18 protein-coding genes are annotated in these 17,284 nt (G+C 64.8%); 11 read left to right on the plus strand and 7 right to left on the minus strand.

Annotated features, from left to right (window positions below; all coding sequences use genetic code 11):
• Positions 1 to 162: 162 nt before the first annotated feature.
• The 5 genes from KFB96_RS17835 to KFB96_RS17855 all read right to left on the minus strand — a co-directional run bounded on the left by KFB96_RS17835 (position 163) and on the right by KFB96_RS17855 (position 5,754).
• Entirely contained in the window at positions 163 to 1,023 is an 861-nt protein-coding gene (locus KFB96_RS17835) for a CHAP domain-containing protein (RefSeq protein ID WP_213460156.1), read from the minus strand.
• Positions 1,024 to 1,515: 492 nt separating this feature from the next.
• Positions 1,516 to 2,502: an HAD family hydrolase gene (locus tag KFB96_RS17840; RefSeq protein ID WP_213460158.1), complete on the minus strand. Its 987-nt coding sequence runs from the start codon at positions 2,500 to 2,502 to the stop codon at positions 1,516 to 1,518.
• An 85-nt stretch (positions 2,503 to 2,587) separates the two neighbouring features.
• Positions 2,588 to 3,376: a hypothetical protein gene (locus tag KFB96_RS17845; RefSeq protein ID WP_213465916.1), complete on the minus strand. Its 789-nt coding sequence runs from the start codon at positions 3,374 to 3,376 to the stop codon at positions 2,588 to 2,590.
• A 409-nt stretch (positions 3,377 to 3,785) separates the two neighbouring features.
• Positions 3,786 to 5,414 carry an arylsulfatase gene (locus KFB96_RS17850; protein WP_213460162.1) on the minus strand — a complete coding sequence of 543 codons (1,629 nt, stop codon included), beginning with the start codon at positions 5,412 to 5,414 and terminating at the stop codon, positions 3,786 to 3,788.
• Between the two features lie 46 nt (positions 5,415 to 5,460).
• Positions 5,461 to 5,754 (minus strand): hypothetical protein, encoded by a 294-nt coding sequence (locus KFB96_RS17855; RefSeq protein WP_213460164.1) that lies wholly within the window; start codon positions 5,752 to 5,754, stop codon positions 5,461 to 5,463.
• 250 nt (positions 5,755 to 6,004) lie between these two features.
• Between KFB96_RS17855 and KFB96_RS17860 the strand changes: the two genes are divergently transcribed.
• Both KFB96_RS17860 and KFB96_RS17865 read left to right on the plus strand, forming a co-directional pair.
• The gene (locus KFB96_RS17860) at positions 6,005 to 7,672 is read left to right on the plus strand and encodes a sigma 54-interacting transcriptional regulator (RefSeq protein ID WP_213460166.1); all 1,668 of its coding nucleotides are present in this window, start codon (positions 6,005 to 6,007) and stop codon (positions 7,670 to 7,672) included.
• Positions 7,669 to 8,553 carry a bile acid:sodium symporter gene (locus KFB96_RS17865; protein WP_213501466.1) on the plus strand — a complete coding sequence of 295 codons (885 nt, stop codon included), beginning with the start codon at positions 7,669 to 7,671 and terminating at the stop codon, positions 8,551 to 8,553. Before KFB96_RS17860 ends, KFB96_RS17865 begins: the two co-directional genes overlap by 4 nt.
• Positions 8,554 to 8,736: 183 nt before the next feature.
• Here the strand turns inward: KFB96_RS17865 and KFB96_RS17870 are convergent, their stop codons facing one another.
• Positions 8,737 to 9,603, minus strand: coding sequence for a YicC/YloC family endoribonuclease (locus KFB96_RS17870; protein WP_213460170.1), 867 nt, complete (start codon positions 9,601 to 9,603; stop codon positions 8,737 to 8,739).
• A gap of 476 nt (positions 9,604 to 10,079) precedes the next feature.
• On the opposite strand from KFB96_RS17870, the gene KFB96_RS17875 reads away from it, so the two are divergent.
• The 8 genes from KFB96_RS17875 to KFB96_RS17910 all read left to right on the plus strand — a co-directional run bounded on the left by KFB96_RS17875 (position 10,080) and on the right by KFB96_RS17910 (position 15,643).
• Positions 10,080 to 11,000, plus strand: coding sequence for a serine/threonine-protein kinase (locus KFB96_RS17875; RefSeq protein ID WP_213460172.1), 921 nt, complete (start codon positions 10,080 to 10,082; stop codon positions 10,998 to 11,000).
• Between the two features lie 72 nt (positions 11,001 to 11,072).
• A complete protein-coding gene (rph, locus tag KFB96_RS17880; RefSeq protein WP_213461197.1) occupies positions 11,073 to 11,792 on the plus strand; it encodes a ribonuclease PH in 720 nt (239 codons plus the stop codon).
• A 40-nt stretch (positions 11,793 to 11,832) separates the two neighbouring features.
• On the plus strand, positions 11,833 to 12,456 hold the full coding sequence (gene rdgB, locus KFB96_RS17885) for an RdgB/HAM1 family non-canonical purine NTP pyrophosphatase (protein ID WP_213460173.1): 624 nt from the start codon (positions 11,833 to 11,835) through the stop codon (positions 12,454 to 12,456).
• A gap of 11 nt (positions 12,457 to 12,467) precedes the next feature.
• A complete protein-coding gene (locus KFB96_RS17890) occupies positions 12,468 to 13,190 on the plus strand; it encodes a YggS family pyridoxal phosphate-dependent enzyme (protein WP_213460175.1) in 723 nt (240 codons plus the stop codon).
• Positions 13,191 to 13,311: 121 nt separating this feature from the next.
• Complete coding sequence (gene proC, locus KFB96_RS17895; RefSeq protein WP_213460177.1) at positions 13,312 to 14,142, plus strand: pyrroline-5-carboxylate reductase; 831 nt, start codon at positions 13,312 to 13,314, stop codon at positions 14,140 to 14,142.
• The gene (locus KFB96_RS17900) at positions 14,139 to 14,714 is read left to right on the plus strand and encodes a YggT family protein (protein ID WP_213460179.1); all 576 of its coding nucleotides are present in this window, start codon (positions 14,139 to 14,141) and stop codon (positions 14,712 to 14,714) included. Before proC ends, KFB96_RS17900 begins: the two co-directional genes overlap by 4 nt.
• Before the next feature lie 27 nt (positions 14,715 to 14,741).
• Entirely contained in the window at positions 14,742 to 15,038 is a 297-nt protein-coding gene (locus tag KFB96_RS17905; protein ID WP_213460181.1) for a DUF167 family protein, read from the plus strand.
• A gap of 158 nt (positions 15,039 to 15,196) precedes the next feature.
• Positions 15,197 to 15,643: a DUF4426 domain-containing protein gene (locus KFB96_RS17910; RefSeq protein WP_213460183.1), complete on the plus strand. Its 447-nt coding sequence runs from the start codon at positions 15,197 to 15,199 to the stop codon at positions 15,641 to 15,643.
• A gap of 91 nt (positions 15,644 to 15,734) precedes the next feature.
• Here KFB96_RS17910 and KFB96_RS17915 read toward each other — a convergent pair whose 3' ends face one another.
• Positions 15,735 to 16,421 (minus strand): sulfite exporter TauE/SafE family protein, encoded by a 687-nt coding sequence (locus KFB96_RS17915; protein WP_213460185.1) that lies wholly within the window; start codon positions 16,419 to 16,421, stop codon positions 15,735 to 15,737.
• Positions 16,422 to 16,578: 157 nt separating this feature from the next.
• On the opposite strand from KFB96_RS17915, the gene pyrE reads away from it, so the two are divergent.
• On the plus strand, positions 16,579 to 17,220 hold the full coding sequence (pyrE, locus tag KFB96_RS17920; protein WP_213460187.1) for an orotate phosphoribosyltransferase: 642 nt from the start codon (positions 16,579 to 16,581) through the stop codon (positions 17,218 to 17,220).
• Positions 17,221 to 17,284 lie beyond the last annotated feature (64 nt).

The raw sequence follows: 17,284 nt of genomic DNA on the forward strand, positions 1-17,284 counted from the left end.
AGAGGTCCGGAGCGGGCAGAAAGCTCGGTCGCGCAGACGGCGGGACGGGGGCGATCTCGCGATTCGATCGCGCGGGGATACCGGTTTGGATCAAGGTCGCCAAAGAGGCGGCGGAGCTATCGATCAAGGACGAGGCTCATCCGCCGCGCTGCTTAGGAACGCTCAGTGCCTCGGATACACCCAGCCGGCGATTCGACCACCGTCGGCACTGGAGCGGCTGCTCGGCTCGACATCCAGCAGCGTGAAGCGGCCATTGATCTCGAACATCTGGATGCGCCGCGCGAAGGCCTGCGGATTCTGCCAAGGCCGGTTGTCGTAGTTCTCCTCGGCCAGCGCGACCAGGCCTTGCTCGCGATCCACCTCGACGACCACGGCGACGTGTCCGGCGCGCCATTCCGTATCCTCGCGGTCGGCGAGATAGACCACCAGGTCGCCGCGCTCGGGCGGGCGGCGCGCGGTTCCGTTGAGCGAGCGCCCCAGCGGCACGATCGCGCCGGTGCGCGGATCGGTTGCCTCGGTCAGGTAGAGGATGTCGTGGGCCGTGTCGACGTCGCCGAAGGTCAGGGAGCGGTTCTTCATCCACCAGAGCCGCGCATATCCGACACATTGGTAGGTGATGCCGACGTACTGCTTCGGGCTGTCGGGCGGCGAATCCCGCGACACGGCGATCTCGCCGCTCTGCAGGTCAAGGAAGCTTCGCTCGGGCTGCACGCAGGTCGAGACACAATTCGAGCGGGCCGCGGCGCCGTCGGCGACCCCGAGCACCTGGCCGAAGGGCGTCGCGCATGGGCCCTCGCAGGCACGGCGGCTCTCGGCGATCAGGCGTGGCCATTCGAGGGGGCCGATGGCCGGCGGCGGTGGCGGCAGACCGGCGCCGTCGGTGCGCGGAAGCTCGGGCAGGGTCGGCGGGGCATCAGCCGACAGATGTCCGATCGCGAGTGCGAGCAGCAGGAGCGCGGCGATCGGCCCGACGCGCGCGAAGGCGCCGGGGCATCGGAATGCGGGTTTTCCGTCGGGAGTCATCGCGTCATCGCCGTAAGCTGAAAATTGAGGCTCCGACATCCACCGCCATTCGTACAATCTTCGCCATGACAAACCGCAGCGGGGTCAGAGCTATTCCGGAAAATGATCGTGCGTGTTGATTTGGCCCCAGTCGCTCGGTGCACCCCAATAGCCGCGCCCGCCGCAGTAGAGCCGGCCGTTCTAAACCGCGCCCAGAGCGAGATGCTCGCTTTCGAGTGGGCTCGACGTTTGGTGCATCCACGGCCCTTAGCGGGGACGCGGTTTAAAATAATATATTTTTTAATATCTTAAACCGCGCCGACTCCAGCGGTCGTCAAAACTGCCGGGGCCGATCCCATCCAAAAACATCGCATACCGCACAGGGCGCGGTTTAATCGTCGTCGTCCCACATGATAGCGGCCGTGAGGAGGCCTCCGCCCATGGCGCCCACTCCGAAGCCAATCAGGCTGTCGCCGCTGATACCGCTCGAAGAGGACGCCGCCATCCTGCTCATCAGGGCGCCCATGAGAATACCCGGGACCAGGCGTCCTTCGTAGACACGACAACCCAGTTGTTCTCGGGGGCAAGGTCCAGCGCCTTGTCGAGCTTGCCGATGTGGCTCTCCCTGTCGTAAGCGTACTCCCGTTCAGCGTCGTCGTGATGGAGGATCAGCCCGAGTCTCGGGCCGGGCCCCGCGGTGGTCCACTGCAGCATCTGCAGATCGCCGTCCGAGTTGCCGAAGGCGAGGATCGGTCGGCGACCGATGTGGCGCTGGATGCCTACCGGCTTGCCGGCTTTGTCGTCGATGAAGGCGATCTCGGACTCGCGCACGATGACCGGCTTGCCGTCTTGAAGCTCGAAACGAAGCGCGATCTGAGAGCCGATCACCTGCTCCGGCGGGATTCCGTAGACCGACTCGGCCCAAGGGCGCACGAAGTCCGCCCCGCCTCCGGAGACGATGAAGGTCTTGAACGCGTTGGCACGCAGATAGGCGAGAAGCTCGATCATGGGCTCGTAGACCAGCTCGGTATAGGGCCTTGCGAAGCGCGGGTGCTGCGCGGCGCCGAGCCAATCGCTCACGATCATCTCGAACCGATCGCTGGTCATCCCTGAATGAGTCGCCATCAACAGCTGCATGAGCCCCTCCATTCCGGCGTCGCCGAGGACGTTCATGTTCCCTTCCAATGCAGCTCTGAACGGCTGCTCGTCCTGCCATTCGGGGTGCTCCGGCGCGAGCTCCTCGATCCGGTCCAGGACAAACGCGAGCTGGGTATAGATGGGCTGCTCCACCCAAAGGGTGCCGTCATTATCGAAGACGGCGATGCGCTGGGCAGGGGGAACGAAGTTCGGCCCGTCGGCGCCGGTGACACCGGTCACGAACGCGGTAATGGATTCCTTGGCCGGACCATCCTTCCAAGACGGCAGTGGATCGGACTCCGCCGAAACCGTCGCGATCCAACCGATCAGCAGGATCGCCGGGATGGTCGTCTTATACCGCATGTTGTCGGCTCCGAATGATTGGGTGAAAACCAGGCGATCAGGCGCGTACGAATGCGCATGAACCGGAAAGAGTGTCGTCCGAGCTTCAGAACCTCCAGGTTCCGCCCAGCAGGGGCCCACTGAAAGCAATGTTGTCCAACGCGGCATCGGAGCCGAATTCCCAGCCAATATGGCGATACAGCAGGGTGACGTCTCCCCAGTCAAAGGCGTAGCCTAGACCGCCCGCGGCCTGCCAGGTCAAATCGGACTCTCCGGCGCCGACGTCGAGGTTATACTGCAAATACCAAGGTCCATCCAGGATCGCTCGGCCCTTGACGCCTAGGACCGTATCCCAACTCACCTGCGTGGCCACGATCTCTCGCGTTACCGCGTATTGAGCGGCGGCAAGGTCCAGGTCAAAGTCGAGCGCCAGATCCAGGTAGCGCGCACCAAGAAGCACGTCGAGGCTCGCGCGTTCGTTGCGCAAAAGAGTGAAGGCACCGGTCAGGTTGAGCACCCATCCTGTGGTCGCGACGCTCGCCGCGACATTCACGTTTCCCGTCGCACCCGCCGCCACCCGGACAGGGACCTCTCCGCTCTCGTTTGCACCAACGTCGAGGTAGACCACATCCGCCACGAAGGACCAGCGATCGCGACGCGCCTCGAAGGCGCCCATAAAGGCCATGTCGAGATTGCTGATCAGGGTGTCGAAGCCGACATCGACCTTTGCTCCGCCGGCCGTGTCGCCCTGAATGCCCGCGCCCCAGAGGTATAGTGTCGCCCCATAGCGCCAATCACCCGGCGCTTCGCCAGCGACACTCCGAAGCGGCGCAACCGAGAGAACGGCCGCCACGAAAAGCGTCGACGAGAGATGGGCGTCGATGCGTCTGATCATAGTCCTCCCTTTTTTGCGCACAAGAAGCTGAATACGGATGCCCGGTAGTGAGTGATTTGCGGCGACGGGCCGGAATTAAAAAACCTGCGGCGGATCCTATGCCAAATAGGCACTTGAACAACCCGAAAAAGGGGCTTTACCTACACCCATTATTCGATGGCGGTCCCGAATAGGAAACATTCAAGAATTCGGTGTCATTGATATCCCGATCGGCAAGAGGCTTGATCACATCGCGGTGACCCACAGCTTCGGTGAGCGTCCGACCAACGTGTCCGGAGCGGCGATCGGGTCCACCGCGTGAAGCCCGCATGTTTATTTCTCTGATCGAGGCACAAGGCAGGATAAGGACGAGGCGCCTCGGCGCCCCGCCCCGTCTTCACTCGATAGCACATCGGCGACCAAGGGCGCTTTAGTTGCCGGGCCGGGTCAGTGCCTCGAGCTTCTTCAGCGATTCCATCGCCCCTGCCTTCTCCAGGGTCTGGTAGCCGATATTGCCTGCGGAGAGACTGGAACCCGCCTGGAACGGGTAATCCGGGATGGTCATGAAGAAGTTTTTGATGACCTCCTGCATCGGAACCATGACCCACATGTTGTCGACGTACCAGCGCACATACATCAAGGAGTGATGCGGCATCATCTCGTAGGGATCTTCATGAAGGTTTACGATCAAGGGCCAATTGGTGGCTTGACGAACCCCGAGCGCGATGTTGCCGTCGACACCCGCAAAGTTGACCTTCCAGGGACCGTAGCGGACGGCATTCAGCTCGCCGCCTTGGCCGAAGTAAAGAAACGACTTGCGCGGACTTTCCTCGGTCTCGCCCTTGAAGAACGGCAGGAAGTTGTGGCCGTCGAGGTGGACACGCCATTCCTTGCCGTTTGCCGAATACCCCTGCTTCATCTGGTCCACCAGGTCCGGCTCGCCGACCGCTGCCATCAGGGTCGGGATCCAGTCCTCGTGGGACATCAACTCATTGTACTTAGTACCGGGTTTGACAGTACCGGGCCAGCGAACCATGGCGGGGACCCGCATACCGCCTTCCCACGTCGTACCCTTCTCCCCGTAAAACGGCGTGATGCCGCCGTCGGGCCAGGTCACCGTCTCGGCGCCATTGTCGGTCGAGTAGATCACGATCGTATTGTCCAGTACGCCCAGGTCTTCGAGCTTCTTCAGGATCTGACCCACATGGTCGTCGTGCTCGACCATACCGTCGGGATAGATGCCCACGCCCGTCCTTCCCTCGGATTCGGGCTTCAGGCGGGTCCAGACGTGCATGCGGGTGGTGGTGATCCAGGTAAAGAACGGCTTGTCGTCCGCGTGGGCGCGATCGATGAAATCCAGCGCCTTGCCGACGATGACATCGTCGGCGGTTTCCATGCGCTTGCGGGTCAGCGGGCCGGTGTCTTCGATCCGGCCATCGGCAAACGAGTGGATGACGCCGCGCGGCCCGAACCGCTTATGGAACTCGGGATCCTTCGGATAGTGGTAAGTCTCGGGCTCCTCTTCGGCATTGAGATGGTAGAGGTTGCCGTAGAACTCGTCGAAGCCGTGCACGGTCGGCAGGTGCTTATCACGGTCGCCGAGGTGGTTCTTGCCGAACTGACCGGTCGCGTACCCCTTGTCCTTCAGGAGGTCTCCGAGGGTTGGCGCCCAGTCCGGGATCCCGTGCTCGGAGCCGGGCATCCCGATGGTGAGGAGGCCCGTACGAAAGGGGTTCTGACCGAGGATGAAGGCGGCACGCCCGGCCGTGCAGCTCTGCTGCGCGTAGTAGTGCGTAAACATCCCGCCTTCGCCGGCGATCCGGTCGATGTTGGGCGTTTCGTAGCCCATGACGCCGTGGTTGTAGGCGCTGATATTGTGCACACCGATGTCGTCGCCCCAGATGACGACAACGTTGGGCTTCGCCGCATCCGCCGCGGAGGCCGGCACGACCAGGGTCAGGCTGCCGCCGAGGGTGAGAAGGACCAGCCCCAGGGATGCGCCAAAGCGACCAAGGGGACGACCGCCGCGACGGTCTTGTTCTTTGAATATCAGCTGCATCGCTCTTCAAGTCTCCTCAAAACCAGTCGTTGTTTTCTCTGATCTCTTACAAGATCCTGTTTTGATCTTCATCATGACCGGCCGGATCCGCCGGTTCACCGAGCAACAGCGTAAGGTAGGGTGAGCAATTTACGAGGCGTGCGCCTCGCGCCGCAGCCCGTCTCAAGGCGCCCAGTGCCGACGCGTCCGCTTGGCGCAGATCACCGAGATCCAAGGTCAGCCCCGCCGACGGCTCGCCGCAAACGCGCTCCAGCTCTGCGATACCGTCGGCCTGCAGCCAGCCGTCGACCTTCACGAGGCTTCCTCCGGGGGTATCCAGACGTGTTATCCGAAAGGTCACGGAGTGCTCTGAAACAGAATCCGGGCCAATCCTGAGACGATTACTCGACATTCCATCAAGAGACTGCCGGACTTCGTGATTTCCGGATTTTGACGACCGAGCATTCGGAGACAGAGAGGCTTTTCGTTGCCGAGAGTGACGACATGCAGTGGCATCTCTCACGATATCTCGTAACTCTCGAAATGCCGTGATTCGGGGAAATGCGGGTACACTCGCGGCACTTCCGAAGCATTCTTGTTCAGTGATGCCCATGCCTTCCGCCGCAAATCGCAAACGAGATGCCGATACCGCGGCAGAGGGCCTCGTCAACGCGACCGGCTTCGAGGATCTCCTCGCCGATCTGACGGCCTCCTTCGTCAACGTGGAGCCGGAGGTACTCGACGACCTGATCGTGGATGCCCTGCGACGAATCGTGCAATTTCTCGGCGTCGACCGCAGCACGCTGGGCCGTTACGAGCAAAACTCCGGACAGCTCACAACGACGCACTCCTGGGCCGTGGCGGGCATCGAGCCGGTGCCATCGCCGATTGCCGAGTCCCGCTTTCCCTATTTGGCCCCGCGGATGCGCTCCGGCAGCGCAGTCGTCGTCAACCGGATCACCGATCTTCCGCCCGAGGCGGCGGCAGACGCGGAGGCCCTGAGCAAACTCGGGATTCGCTCCATGGCCACCTTTCCGCTGTCCGCAACCGGCGGCTCACTCGGCTGGCTGTCGTTCGGGGCCATCCGCCAGGCACACGTCTGGACCGAGCCCGAAGTCCGACGCCTGCGCCTGCTCGCCGGGGTCTTTGCAAATGCGATGCTGCGAAGGCGCAAAGAGGTGGAGCTCAAGGCCGCCCTCGCGGAGAACCTGGCGCTGCGCGAGCGGGTGGAGGCGGAGAACGCGGTGTGGCGAGAAGAGGTGCTGCATTGCCGCGAATTCGACGAGCTGGTGGGAGAAAGCCCGGCCCTGAAGCGGGTACTGCTTCAGGTGGAGCAAGTCGCGCCCACCGACAGCACGGTCCTGGTGCTGGGCGAGACCGGCACCGGCAAGGACTTGATCGCGACCGCCGTCCACAAGCGCAGTCGCAGGGCCGAGCGACCACTCATCCGGGTCAACTGCGCGGCCTTGCCGGCAACGCTGATCGAGAGCGAGCTGTTCGGCCACGAGAAGGGCGCGTTCACCGGTGCCATTGCCCGCAAGGTCGGCCGTTTCGAGGTCGCCGACGGCGGCACCTTGGTTCTGGACGAGATCGGCGAGCTGCCGCTGGAGCTGCAGGCGAAACTCCTGCGGGTCTTGCAGAGCGGCGAGTTCGAGCGGCTGGGCTCGACGACGACCCGGCACAGCGACGCGCGGGTGATTGCCTCGACCAATCGTGATCTCGAGTCGATGGCGCGAGAGGGAACCTTTCGTGCCGACCTCTACTATCGTCTCGGGGTCTTCCCCATTAGGCTGCCGCCGCTGCGCGAGCGCCGCGAGGACATCGCCCTGCTTGCGGCCTATTTCGTCGAGAAGCTACGGGCCAAGCTGGGCCGCCAAGTGACCCGCATCCCGGACCATGCCATCGCCGATCTGATGGCTTACGATTGGCCGGGCAACGTGCGGGAGCTGGAGAACATCGTCGAGCGCTCCCTCATCCTCTCGTCGGGCGCGACCCTGTCGGTCGAACGCCTCCCCGGCGCCGACGGGGTGAGGCCCATGCCGGGCGCGGCGCCGGGTCCCGAGACTGCGGCCGACGACCGCACCCTGGAGCAGGTGGAGCGCGAACACATCCTGGCGGTGTGCGAGCGCTGCAGCTGGCGCATCAATGGCAAGGGCAATGCTGCTGAGCGCCTGGGAATCAATCCCAACACGCTGCGCTCGAGGATGCAGAAGCTGGGGATCCTGCGGCCGGCCGCGTCACACGAAGGGACAGGTCGGTTCAGGCGCCGCCTCCCGTGACCGGCGCGGACCCGATCTTGGACATCGCGATCCCGGCGCTCGTCTGGCTGCTGATGCTGGTCGTGGGGCTGGAGCTCACCCCGGGTGATTTTCGGCGGGTTTTGGTTTATCCGCGAGCGGTCGCCATCGCCACCTTGGGCCAGCTTCTGCTGCTTCCCGCATGTGCCGCCCTGCTGATTTGGGCGGCGCGACCGGAGCCCTGGATCGTCTCCGGGATGATCCTGCTTGCCGCGAGTCCGGGCGGGGCCATCTCCAACCTGTACAGCTATCTGGGCAGGGGCAACGTGGCCCTGTCGGTGACCCTGACCGCCTTGTCCACCCTGCTCGCCTTGGTGACCATGCCTACGCTGACCGCCGCCGGATTGGTGCTCTTCCTTCAGGAATCGCATCGCCTCGTGATTCCGGCGGGGCGCATGATCGTTCAACTGAGCCTGATGATGCTCCTTCCCTTGACGCTCGGCATGGCCTTGCGCGCGTGGCGGCCGGCCGGTGTCGCCGCAGTACGTCAACCCTTGCGGCTCTTGAGTCTCGTCGGCCTTGCCTGCCTGGTGAGCCTCATTCTGATCGACCAGCACGAGGGTTTACCGGCGGCTGTCCGCGCGGCGCTTCCGACTGCCCTGCCCTTCTGTATCATCACGATGGCGGCAGGCTTCATCGTGGGGTCGCTCGTGCGCCTTCCGAGCGAGGACCGCTTCACGCTGCTGATCGAATTCAGCACCCGCAATCTCGGATTGGTCGCCATCATGGGCGCCCTGATCATGGGTCAGGTCAAGCTGGTGCTGTTCGCGACCCTGGTCTTCCTGATCGAGCTGCCCCTCGTCTTGGTCCTGATCGCGATGCGCTCGCGTTTGGCGGGAGATCGAAACAAGACTCCCGCCTAAGGGTCTTGTCTTTTGCGCCCCCTGAGAAGCACGCGGGCCTTGGTCGTCACTCCGGCCATCGTGGCACGTGGCGCAGAGCGCCACGGGGCATGCGTGACACCGCAGAGCGATGTCCTGTCGGTCGCGGCAAGGGTTGCGGTGATTGTCGTCGGGCGCGTCGAGACAACTCGCGGAAACGCCCCGTCACTCCAGATTTTGAACCTGCTCACGCATCTGCTCGATCAGGACCTTCATCTCGACCGCCTCGCGGGTGACCTCCACATCGGCCGACTTGGAGCCCAGGGTGTTGGCCTCGCGGTTGAGCTCCTGCATGAGAAAATCCAGGCGGCGCCCGACCGGCTCGCGGCGTTTGAGGACATCGCGCACCTCGGCGACGTGGGCCTCCAGGCGGTCCATCTCTTCGTCCACATCCAGCCGGGCCGCGACCAGGGCCATCTCCTGCTCCAAGCGCGCCGGGTCCAGCTCGGCGCGCAGCTCGGCGAGTCGATCGGCGAGTCGTCGGCGCACGCTCGTCATCACCTCGGGCATCCGTGCACGCACGCGCACCACGCTCTCCTGAAGGCGATCGCAGCGATCGACCAGCAGTCGCTCGAGACGCTCGCCCTCGCGCTCGCGGGTCGCCAGCAGAGTTTCGATGGCGGTCTCCAGCAGATCCAGCGCGGCGGCCGTGACCTCGTCCAGATCGCGGTCCTGCTCTTGGAGCACGCCGGGCCAACGCAGCAGCTCGAAAGGCGAGGGCTCGACGCCGCGACCGATAATGGCGCCGACCTCCTGCCCCGCAGCCAGAAGCTGCTCGACGAAGGCGCGGTTGACCCGCAGACTTCCGGTGAGTCCGACGGCCGGGACGTAGCGCAGGTTGCAGTCGAGCTTGCCGCGTTGAACACGGGCGGCCAGGCGGGTGCGCACGCTGGTTTCCAGAGCGCGCAGCTCCTCGGGCAACCGCAGGTGCGGCTCGAGATAGCGGTGGTTGACGGCCCGCAGCTCCCACGTTAGCTCGCCGAAATCACCGGAGCGCGACTCGCGCGCGAAGGCCGTCATACTTTTGATCATGGGGTCGTCCCTTGGGTGGTGATGTTGTGGTGTGGGGGCTGCGGATGTGAGCGTCGGAGCTCGGGCGCGTCGAGCGGCAGCCAGGACGGGCGCGTACGGCCGCTCGCATGGATCCGGACTTAAACCGCGCCCAGTGCGGTATGCGATGTTTTTGGATGGGATCGGCCTCGGCGGATGTCACAACCGCTGGAGCCGGCGCGGTTTAGTCTCGCCATTATCCGGGTCGACCTGCCCGGCGCAACGGCGAAAAGTACGATGTGACGCATGAATCTCGGTCGGAGCGCGGGGGTTCCGAGGGCGCCCTGTTCGGAGTCTGCCCGGCTCCGTGCGAGCCCGGAGCCGGGAATCGAGAACCCTCGCGCGCCGATCCATTGCCTTGTTTCGCGCGCGGGCGCAGGATTCCGTCCCGAGCGTTTGACTCGCCCGCAGCCGGCTGCGGGCCGCCGAATCCTGAACGGAGACCGACAGAGACCATCATGGCCGTCGCCCGAGACAGCCTTCCCGCCGGCACCCTGCTGGGTCCGTATCGGGTCGTGAAGACCATCGCCCAGGGCGGGTTCAGTCTCATCTACCTCGCCTATGACGAGGACTCGGGCGAGGAGGTCGTCATCAAGGAATACATGCCCAAGAAGATCGCGCGGCGCGACAGTGCCCGACGCGTGATGGCGAGCGAGCCGCAGCTCGCCGAGAATCTTCATCAGGGGCGCAAACTGTTCTTTCAGGAGGCGAAGGCCCTCGCATCCTTGAAGCACCCGTCGATCGTTCGGGTCTTGGATTTCTTTCTCGCCAACGATACCGGCTATCTGGTCATGCCCAACGAGCGCGGGCGCAATCTCGGGGCCTATGTTCAGGCGCGGCGCGGCGGTCTCAGCACGACCTTCATCCTCGACGTCTTTGTCCCGATTCTCGATGCCCTGTCGCTGCTGCATCGCCGCTCCATGGTCCATCTCGACGTCAAACCCGGCAACATCCATCTGCGGCACGGCAACCGACCCATGCTGCTCGACCTCGGCGCCGTTCACCCCTTGACGAAGGGACGCACACGCGGCGGACAGGTCATCACCTCCGGCTATTCCCCGATCGAGCAATACATGCGCGACGGTCACATCGGGCCCTGGACCGATGTCTACGCGGTCGGGGCCAGCATCCGCGCCTGCATGGAAGGACGCACGCCGCCCCCCGCACCCGAGCGTCAGAAGGAAGACACCCTGATTCCGGCCACGGTGGAGATGAAAACCCGGTATCCTTCCTCCTTGCTCAGGCTGGTCGATTGGTCGATGTCGATGGAGATCGGCGACCGTCCACAGGATGCCGGAGAGCTCCTTGCGGCGGTCCTCGAAGGGGTGGGCCGGAGTCCGGAGATGGGTTCGGGCACGCCGCCGAGCGAACCCGAATGATCCCGCCGCACCAACCCCCTTCTGGTTTCGAGATCGAGCATCGCCATGACAAACACCTCTTCAAACGTCCTTGTGCGACCGTCCGGGCGCCGCCCCGACGAACTGCGCCCGATTCGATTGACACGCGGCTTCACCCGACATGCGGAAGGATCGGTTTTGGTCGAGTTCGGCGAGACGCGCGTGCTCTGCACCGCAAGCGTGGAGTCGCAGGTCCCGCCTTTTCTCAAGGGTCAGGGCAAGGGCTGGGTGACCGCCGAGTACGGGATGCTCCCGCGCGCAACCGACACACGCAGTCCGCGCGAGGCGGCGCGGGGCAAGCAGGGCGGCCGCACGCTCGAGATCCAGCGCCTGATCGGTCGGTCGCTGCGCGCGGCGATGGACCTGAGCGCACTCGGCGAGCGCTCGATCACGCTCGACTGTGATGTCCTGCAGGCCGACGGGGGCACCCGTACCGCCTCCATCACGGGTGCCTGGGTCGCCTTGCGCGACGCGATCGACGGGCTGCTGGCACGCGGAGAGATCACGACCGATCCGCTGCGCACGCAGATCGCCGCCGTCTCGGTCGGCATCCTGCAGGGTGTTGCGTTACTCGATCTCGATTACGCCGAGGATGCGGGCGCGCAGACCGACATGAACCTGGTGATGGACGGTGAAGGCCGCTTCGTCGAGGTGCAGGGGACCGCCGAGGGCGTGCCCTTCAGCCGGGCGGAGCTCGACGCACTCATCGCGATCGGCGCCGCCGGTATCCGCGAGATCCAGACCGCTCAGCGCGCCGCGCTGGAAGGCGCATGACAGGGGTGCCCGCACCCGATCCCTCGACAAGGAGAAACGCATGAGTATCCCGCACGTCGGCGAGGCCCTCGTCCTGGCCAGCAACAACCCGGGAAAGGCCAGAGAGATCAACCAGCTGCTGCTGAGCGCCCGCATCAAGGCGGTTCCTCAGAGCGATTTTGCCGTGCCGGACGTCGCTGAGACGGGGCTGACCTTCGTGGAAAACGCCATCATCAAGGCGCGCCATGCCGCGCGCTACAGCGATCTCCCCGCCCTTGCCGACGATTCCGGCCTCGAGGTCGATGCACTCGACGGCGCGCCCGGCATCTACTCCGCGCGCTATGCGGGACCCGGCGCATCCGATACCGCAAATCTGCAGAAGCTGTTGGCCGACCTGGAAGGGGTGGAAGAGTCCAAACGCACCGCCCGATTCCAGTGCGTCCTGGTCTATCTACGCCATCCCGCCGACCCCACACCGCTGATCTGCCAGGGCACCTGGGAAGGCTCGATCCTCGCCGCCCCGCGTGGCGAGCACGGCTTCGGGTACGACCCCGTCTTCTGGGTACCGACGCACGGGTGCAGCTCCGCGGAGCTGGATCCGCAGACCAAGAACCGGCTGAGTCACCGGGGTCAGGCGCTGCGTGCGCTGCAGACGCTCTTGGAGTCGGCCGGCGCCGACGTCTGAAGGGCCGGACGATGCAACCGCATGAGACGCTCGGCGACGACGACATCCAGGGGCGTTTGCGCGAGGTGCACGACCGCATCCGGGCCGCGGCCGAGCGGGCGCAGCGCCCGCCGGGCAGCGTCGCGCTGCTCGCCGTCAGCAAGACCCACGGCGCCGAGGCCGTGCGTGCGGCCTACGCCGCCGGTCACCGGGCATTCGGCGAGAGCTATGTGCAGGAGGCGATCGAGAAGATCGCGCTGCTCGGCGACTTGCCCGACATCCAGTGGCATTTCATCGGCCGGATCCAGGCCAACAAGACCCGCCAGATCGCGGCCCACTTTGATTGGGTCCACGGTCTTTCCGATCCGGCTCACGCCCGTCGCCTGAGCGAGCAACGTCCGACCGACCTGGCGCCGCTAAAAGTCTGCATCCAGGTCAATGTCAGCGGCGAGATTACCAAGGGCGGTGTGGAGCCGGACGCGGTCCCGGCCATGATCGCCGCCTGCGAGGCGCTGCCCGGCCTGGAGGTGTGTGGACTCATGACACTCCCGGCACCCGCCGAGGACGAAGACGCTCAACGCACGCCGTTTCGCGCCCTGCGTCTGCTGCGCGATCGGCTGGCCACCCCGAGCCGCCCGCTTGCGTGTCTGTCGATGGGCATGTCCGACGACTTGGAGGCCGCGATCCTCGAAGGCGCGACCCTGGTTCGGGTCGGCACGGCAGTCTTCGGGCCGCGGCCGTATAATGTCGGCTGATCGTTCCTCTTAAACCGCGCCGGCTCCGACAGTTGCCGGAGCTGGCGCGGCCAAGCCAATCCAACCAACGGCGTATACCGCACCGAGCGCGGTTTAACCTCCGATCTCTTTAGGGCTCGACATGACGACAACCAGGATTGCCTTTATCGGTGGCGGCAACATGGCCACCAGTCTGATCGCCGGTCTCGTTGCCGACGGCTACGCGCCGGACTCGCTCCAAGTCGCCGATCCTAACCAGGATCGTCGCGAGATGTTGCAAACCCGCTACGGGGTTCGGGTCTTCGCCGACAATCGCGACGCGCTGGCCGACGCCGATACGCTCGTGCTCTGTGTCAAACCGCAGCTCGCCGCACAGGTCTGCACCGAGATCGCCGATGCCGCGTCCGCGCGTGCCCCGCTCGTGATCTCCATCATGGCCGGGGTGCCGGAGCAGGCGATTCAACGCTGGCTCGGGGGCACCTTGGCGGTCGTGCGCGCCATGCCCAACACGCCCGCGATGGTGCAGACGGGCGCGATCGGGCTGCATGCCAGTCCGGAGGTCGGCGAAGAGGGCCGCAATCGCGCCGAGACCATTCTGCGTGCCGTCGGCCTGACCCGCTGGGTCGAGACCGAGGCCCAAATCGACGCAGTGACCGCACTCTCGGGGAGTGGTCCGGCCTACTTCTTCCTCTTTATGGAGGCGCTGGAAGAGGCCGGCATCTCGCTGGGCCTGGACGCCGAGACCGCCCGACTCCTGACCATCCAAACCGCGCTGGGTGCGGCCAAGATGGCGGTGGAGAGCGAGGATACGCCCGGGCAGCTGCGCGAGCGTGTGACCTCGCCCGGCGGTACGACAGAGCGTGCGCTCGAGCACCTGCTCGAGGCCGATCTGCACGCCCTGATGAAGCGCGCCGCGCACGCCGCGCATGATCGTGCGGTCGAACTCTCACGGGACCTGTCGGAGCAAGCATGAGCGGTTCCTATCTGACCAACCCGACCGTTTTTCTGATCCAAACCCTCTTCGGGCTCTATATCACCCTGGTCGCGATCCGCTTCCTGCTGCAATGGGCGCGGGCCGACTTCTACAATCCGATCTCGCAGTTCGTGGTCAAGCTGACCTCGCCCGTGCTGCGCCCGCTGCGTCAGGTGATCCCGGGCTATGCCGGCATGGATCTGGCCGCCTTGGCGCTGGCCTGGCTGCTCAAATCCGTCGAGCTGGCCCTGCTGGTTCTGGTGCTGGGGCTGAACGTCTCGCTCTTCGGTGCGCTGGGTTGGGCGGTACCTGCGGTCATCCAGCTCTTCATCAACATCTTTCTGTTCGGGATCCTGATTCGCGTCATCCTGAGCTGGGTCAATCCGGACCCCTACAATCCCGCTGTGGCACTCCTGACGCGCCTGACGGATCCGATCATGCGCCCGGCACAGCGGCTGATTCAGCCGATCGGCGGGATCGACCTCTCGCCCATGGCGGTGATCATCGGGTTGATCCTGCTCGAGATGCTGCTGATTCCGCCGCTGAAGTGGCTGGTCGGCAGCCCCTTCTGAGCCTGCACGAACCGCCCGTCAGGCGGAATGACCTGGTCCCGTTGGGATGGCGAGGACTTGGAGCTGGCGCTGCGGGTGAAACCGCGCGCACCCAAGGACGCCTTTATCGGGCCGGATGGGGATCATTATCGGGTTGCCATCAAGGCACCCCCGGTCGAGGGCAAGGGCAATGCGGCACTGCGGAGGTTCATCGCGGATACCTTCGGTGTCGCGCCGTCCAAGGTGTCCCTCATCGGCGGCGAGCAGTCGCGATACAAGCGGCTGCGGATTCAGGCGCCGCGGACATTTCCGATTCCGGTTGCCGATAAACCGCGCTCGCAGTGACCTGTGCTGTCGCGCGGCGCGAGCGCGGTCTAGCGTTTTTTGACTTCTGAACCGCGTCTTCTGTGACGGTCGTTGATTCATGTGCGTCCGAGCCCACGTGCTGATAACGCATGTCGCAACGGACGCGGTTCATCTCATCCGCCAAACGAGGTTTAACCATGATCATTCAACGGACGCTCGGGATCCTGATTACCGCCGGACTGCTCGCCGCACAAAGCGTTTCGGCTGAGGGTCCGGTCACGGCCGGCGACTACAGCATCTTCGCCAACGCCATGACGGCCGAGACGCTCAACCCCGAGATCGCGGATCTCTACCGGATCCAGCGCAGCAAGCTCAACGGCGTGCTGACCGTCTCGGTGGTCAAGCCGCACCCGGATGGGACGCGTGAAAACGTCCCCGCGCGCGTCGACGCCACCGCACGCACCGGCGATATGCCCGCAAGCGTGATCCCCATGCGCGAGATCCGCGTCGGCGCAGGCGTCTCCTATGTCGGCCAGTTTCCGATCGCGAATCTCCAGATCGTCGATTTCGAGATCCAGGTGACCCCGCCGGGCGGCGCCGAGCCCGTGGCGATCGATCTCCAGCAGCAGTTCTTCACCGATTAAACCGCGTCTCGGCGCGACAGGAGAGGCTTGAGTTGAAGCGGACGGATGCGGCCGCCAACAAACCTTTGAGCGGACGCGGTTTAATAGCGGTTTAATAGAGCTGCCAGAGGGCGTAGAGGCCGAAGCCGATAACCAGCAGCCCGGCGACTTGCTTGACCCAAACGCGCTCGGAGATGCGTGCGGCGGCGCCGGCCAGGAGGCCGATGCCGAGGAGGTTCGGGAGCGTGCCGGCGCCGAAGGCCAGCATCACGAGCGCCCCGTCCAGGACGCTTCCGGTGGCGACCGCGGTAATGAGGACGCTGTAGACGAGGCCGCAGGGGATCCAGGCCCAGAGATAGCCGAGGGCCGCGGCCTGCAGCGGGGTGCGGACCGGCAGGACGCGTCGACCCAGTGGCTCGAGACGCCGCCAGAGCACGGCGCCGGCCCGCTCGACCACGGCGATGAGACGCCACCAGCCACCGAGATAGAGCCCGAGCAGGATCATCACGACCCCGGCGAGGCCGTAAAGGACGCGCTGCATGATCTGAAAGGCGTCGAGCTGGAGCAGCAGGGCGCCGAGTCCGCCGAACAAGGCGCCGGCAGTGGCGTAGCCGGCGATGCGCGCCAGGTTGTAGGTCACCTGATAGGGCAGCATCAGCAAAGGGTCGCGACGGATCCGCGGGTCCAGACCTAAGGTCAAGGAGCCGACCAGGCCGCCGCACATGGACAGACAATGGACGCCGCCCAAGAGGCCGACCAGAAAGGCGGTCAGGTAGATCCCAAGCGGTGTCTCGATCATGCACGGTGTCTCATCTAAACCGCGCCCGGCGCGGTATGCGATGTTTTTGGATGGGATCGGCCCCGGCAGACTTGACGACCGTCGGAGCCGGCGCGGTTTAGAATATTTTTGAGCCGTTCCCTCGGCAATCAGCTTACCGGTTCGAAAGGAACCCCGTATGAAAGATTACCAACGCGAATTTTTGGCCTTCGCCGCCGAGATCGGCGCATTGCGCTTCGGCGACTTCACGCTCAAGTCCGGACGCCAAAGCCCTTACTTCTTCAATGCCGGGCTCTTCAACACGGGCGAGCGGCTGTCCCGGCTCGGAAGCGCCTACGCGCGCTGCATCCTGGATGCCGCCCCGGCCTTCGACGTGCTGTTCGGGCCGGCCTACAAGGGCATTCCGTTGGCGGCAGCGACCAGCATCGCACTCGCCGCGCAATCCGGCCGAGACACCGCCTACGCCTTCAACCGCAAGGAGCTCAAGGATCACGGCGAGGGCGGTCTGATCGTCGGCAGCGCCTTGGCCGGGCGCATCCTCATCATCGACGATGTCATTACCGCGGGCACCTCGGTGCGTGAATCCGTTCAGATCATCCGCGATGCCGGGGCCGAGCCGGCAGGCGTCGTGATCGCGCTCGATCGGCAGGAGCAGGGCCAGGACGGGCGTTCGGCCGTCGCCGAGGTGACCGCAACCTTCGGCATCCCCGTCTATAGCATCGTCAGTCTGAACGACCTGATCGCCTACATCGAAGAACAACCCCAACTCGACGCCTTCGCCGACGCCGTCCGCGCATATCGAGAGCGCTACGGCATTTAAACCGCGTCCAGAGCGAGATGCTCACTTTCGAGTGAGTTCGACGTTTGGTGAATCCACGACCCTT

Source organism: Thiocapsa sp., from assembly GCF_018399035.1.
Lineage (GTDB): Bacteria > Pseudomonadota > Gammaproteobacteria > Chromatiales > Chromatiaceae > Thiocapsa.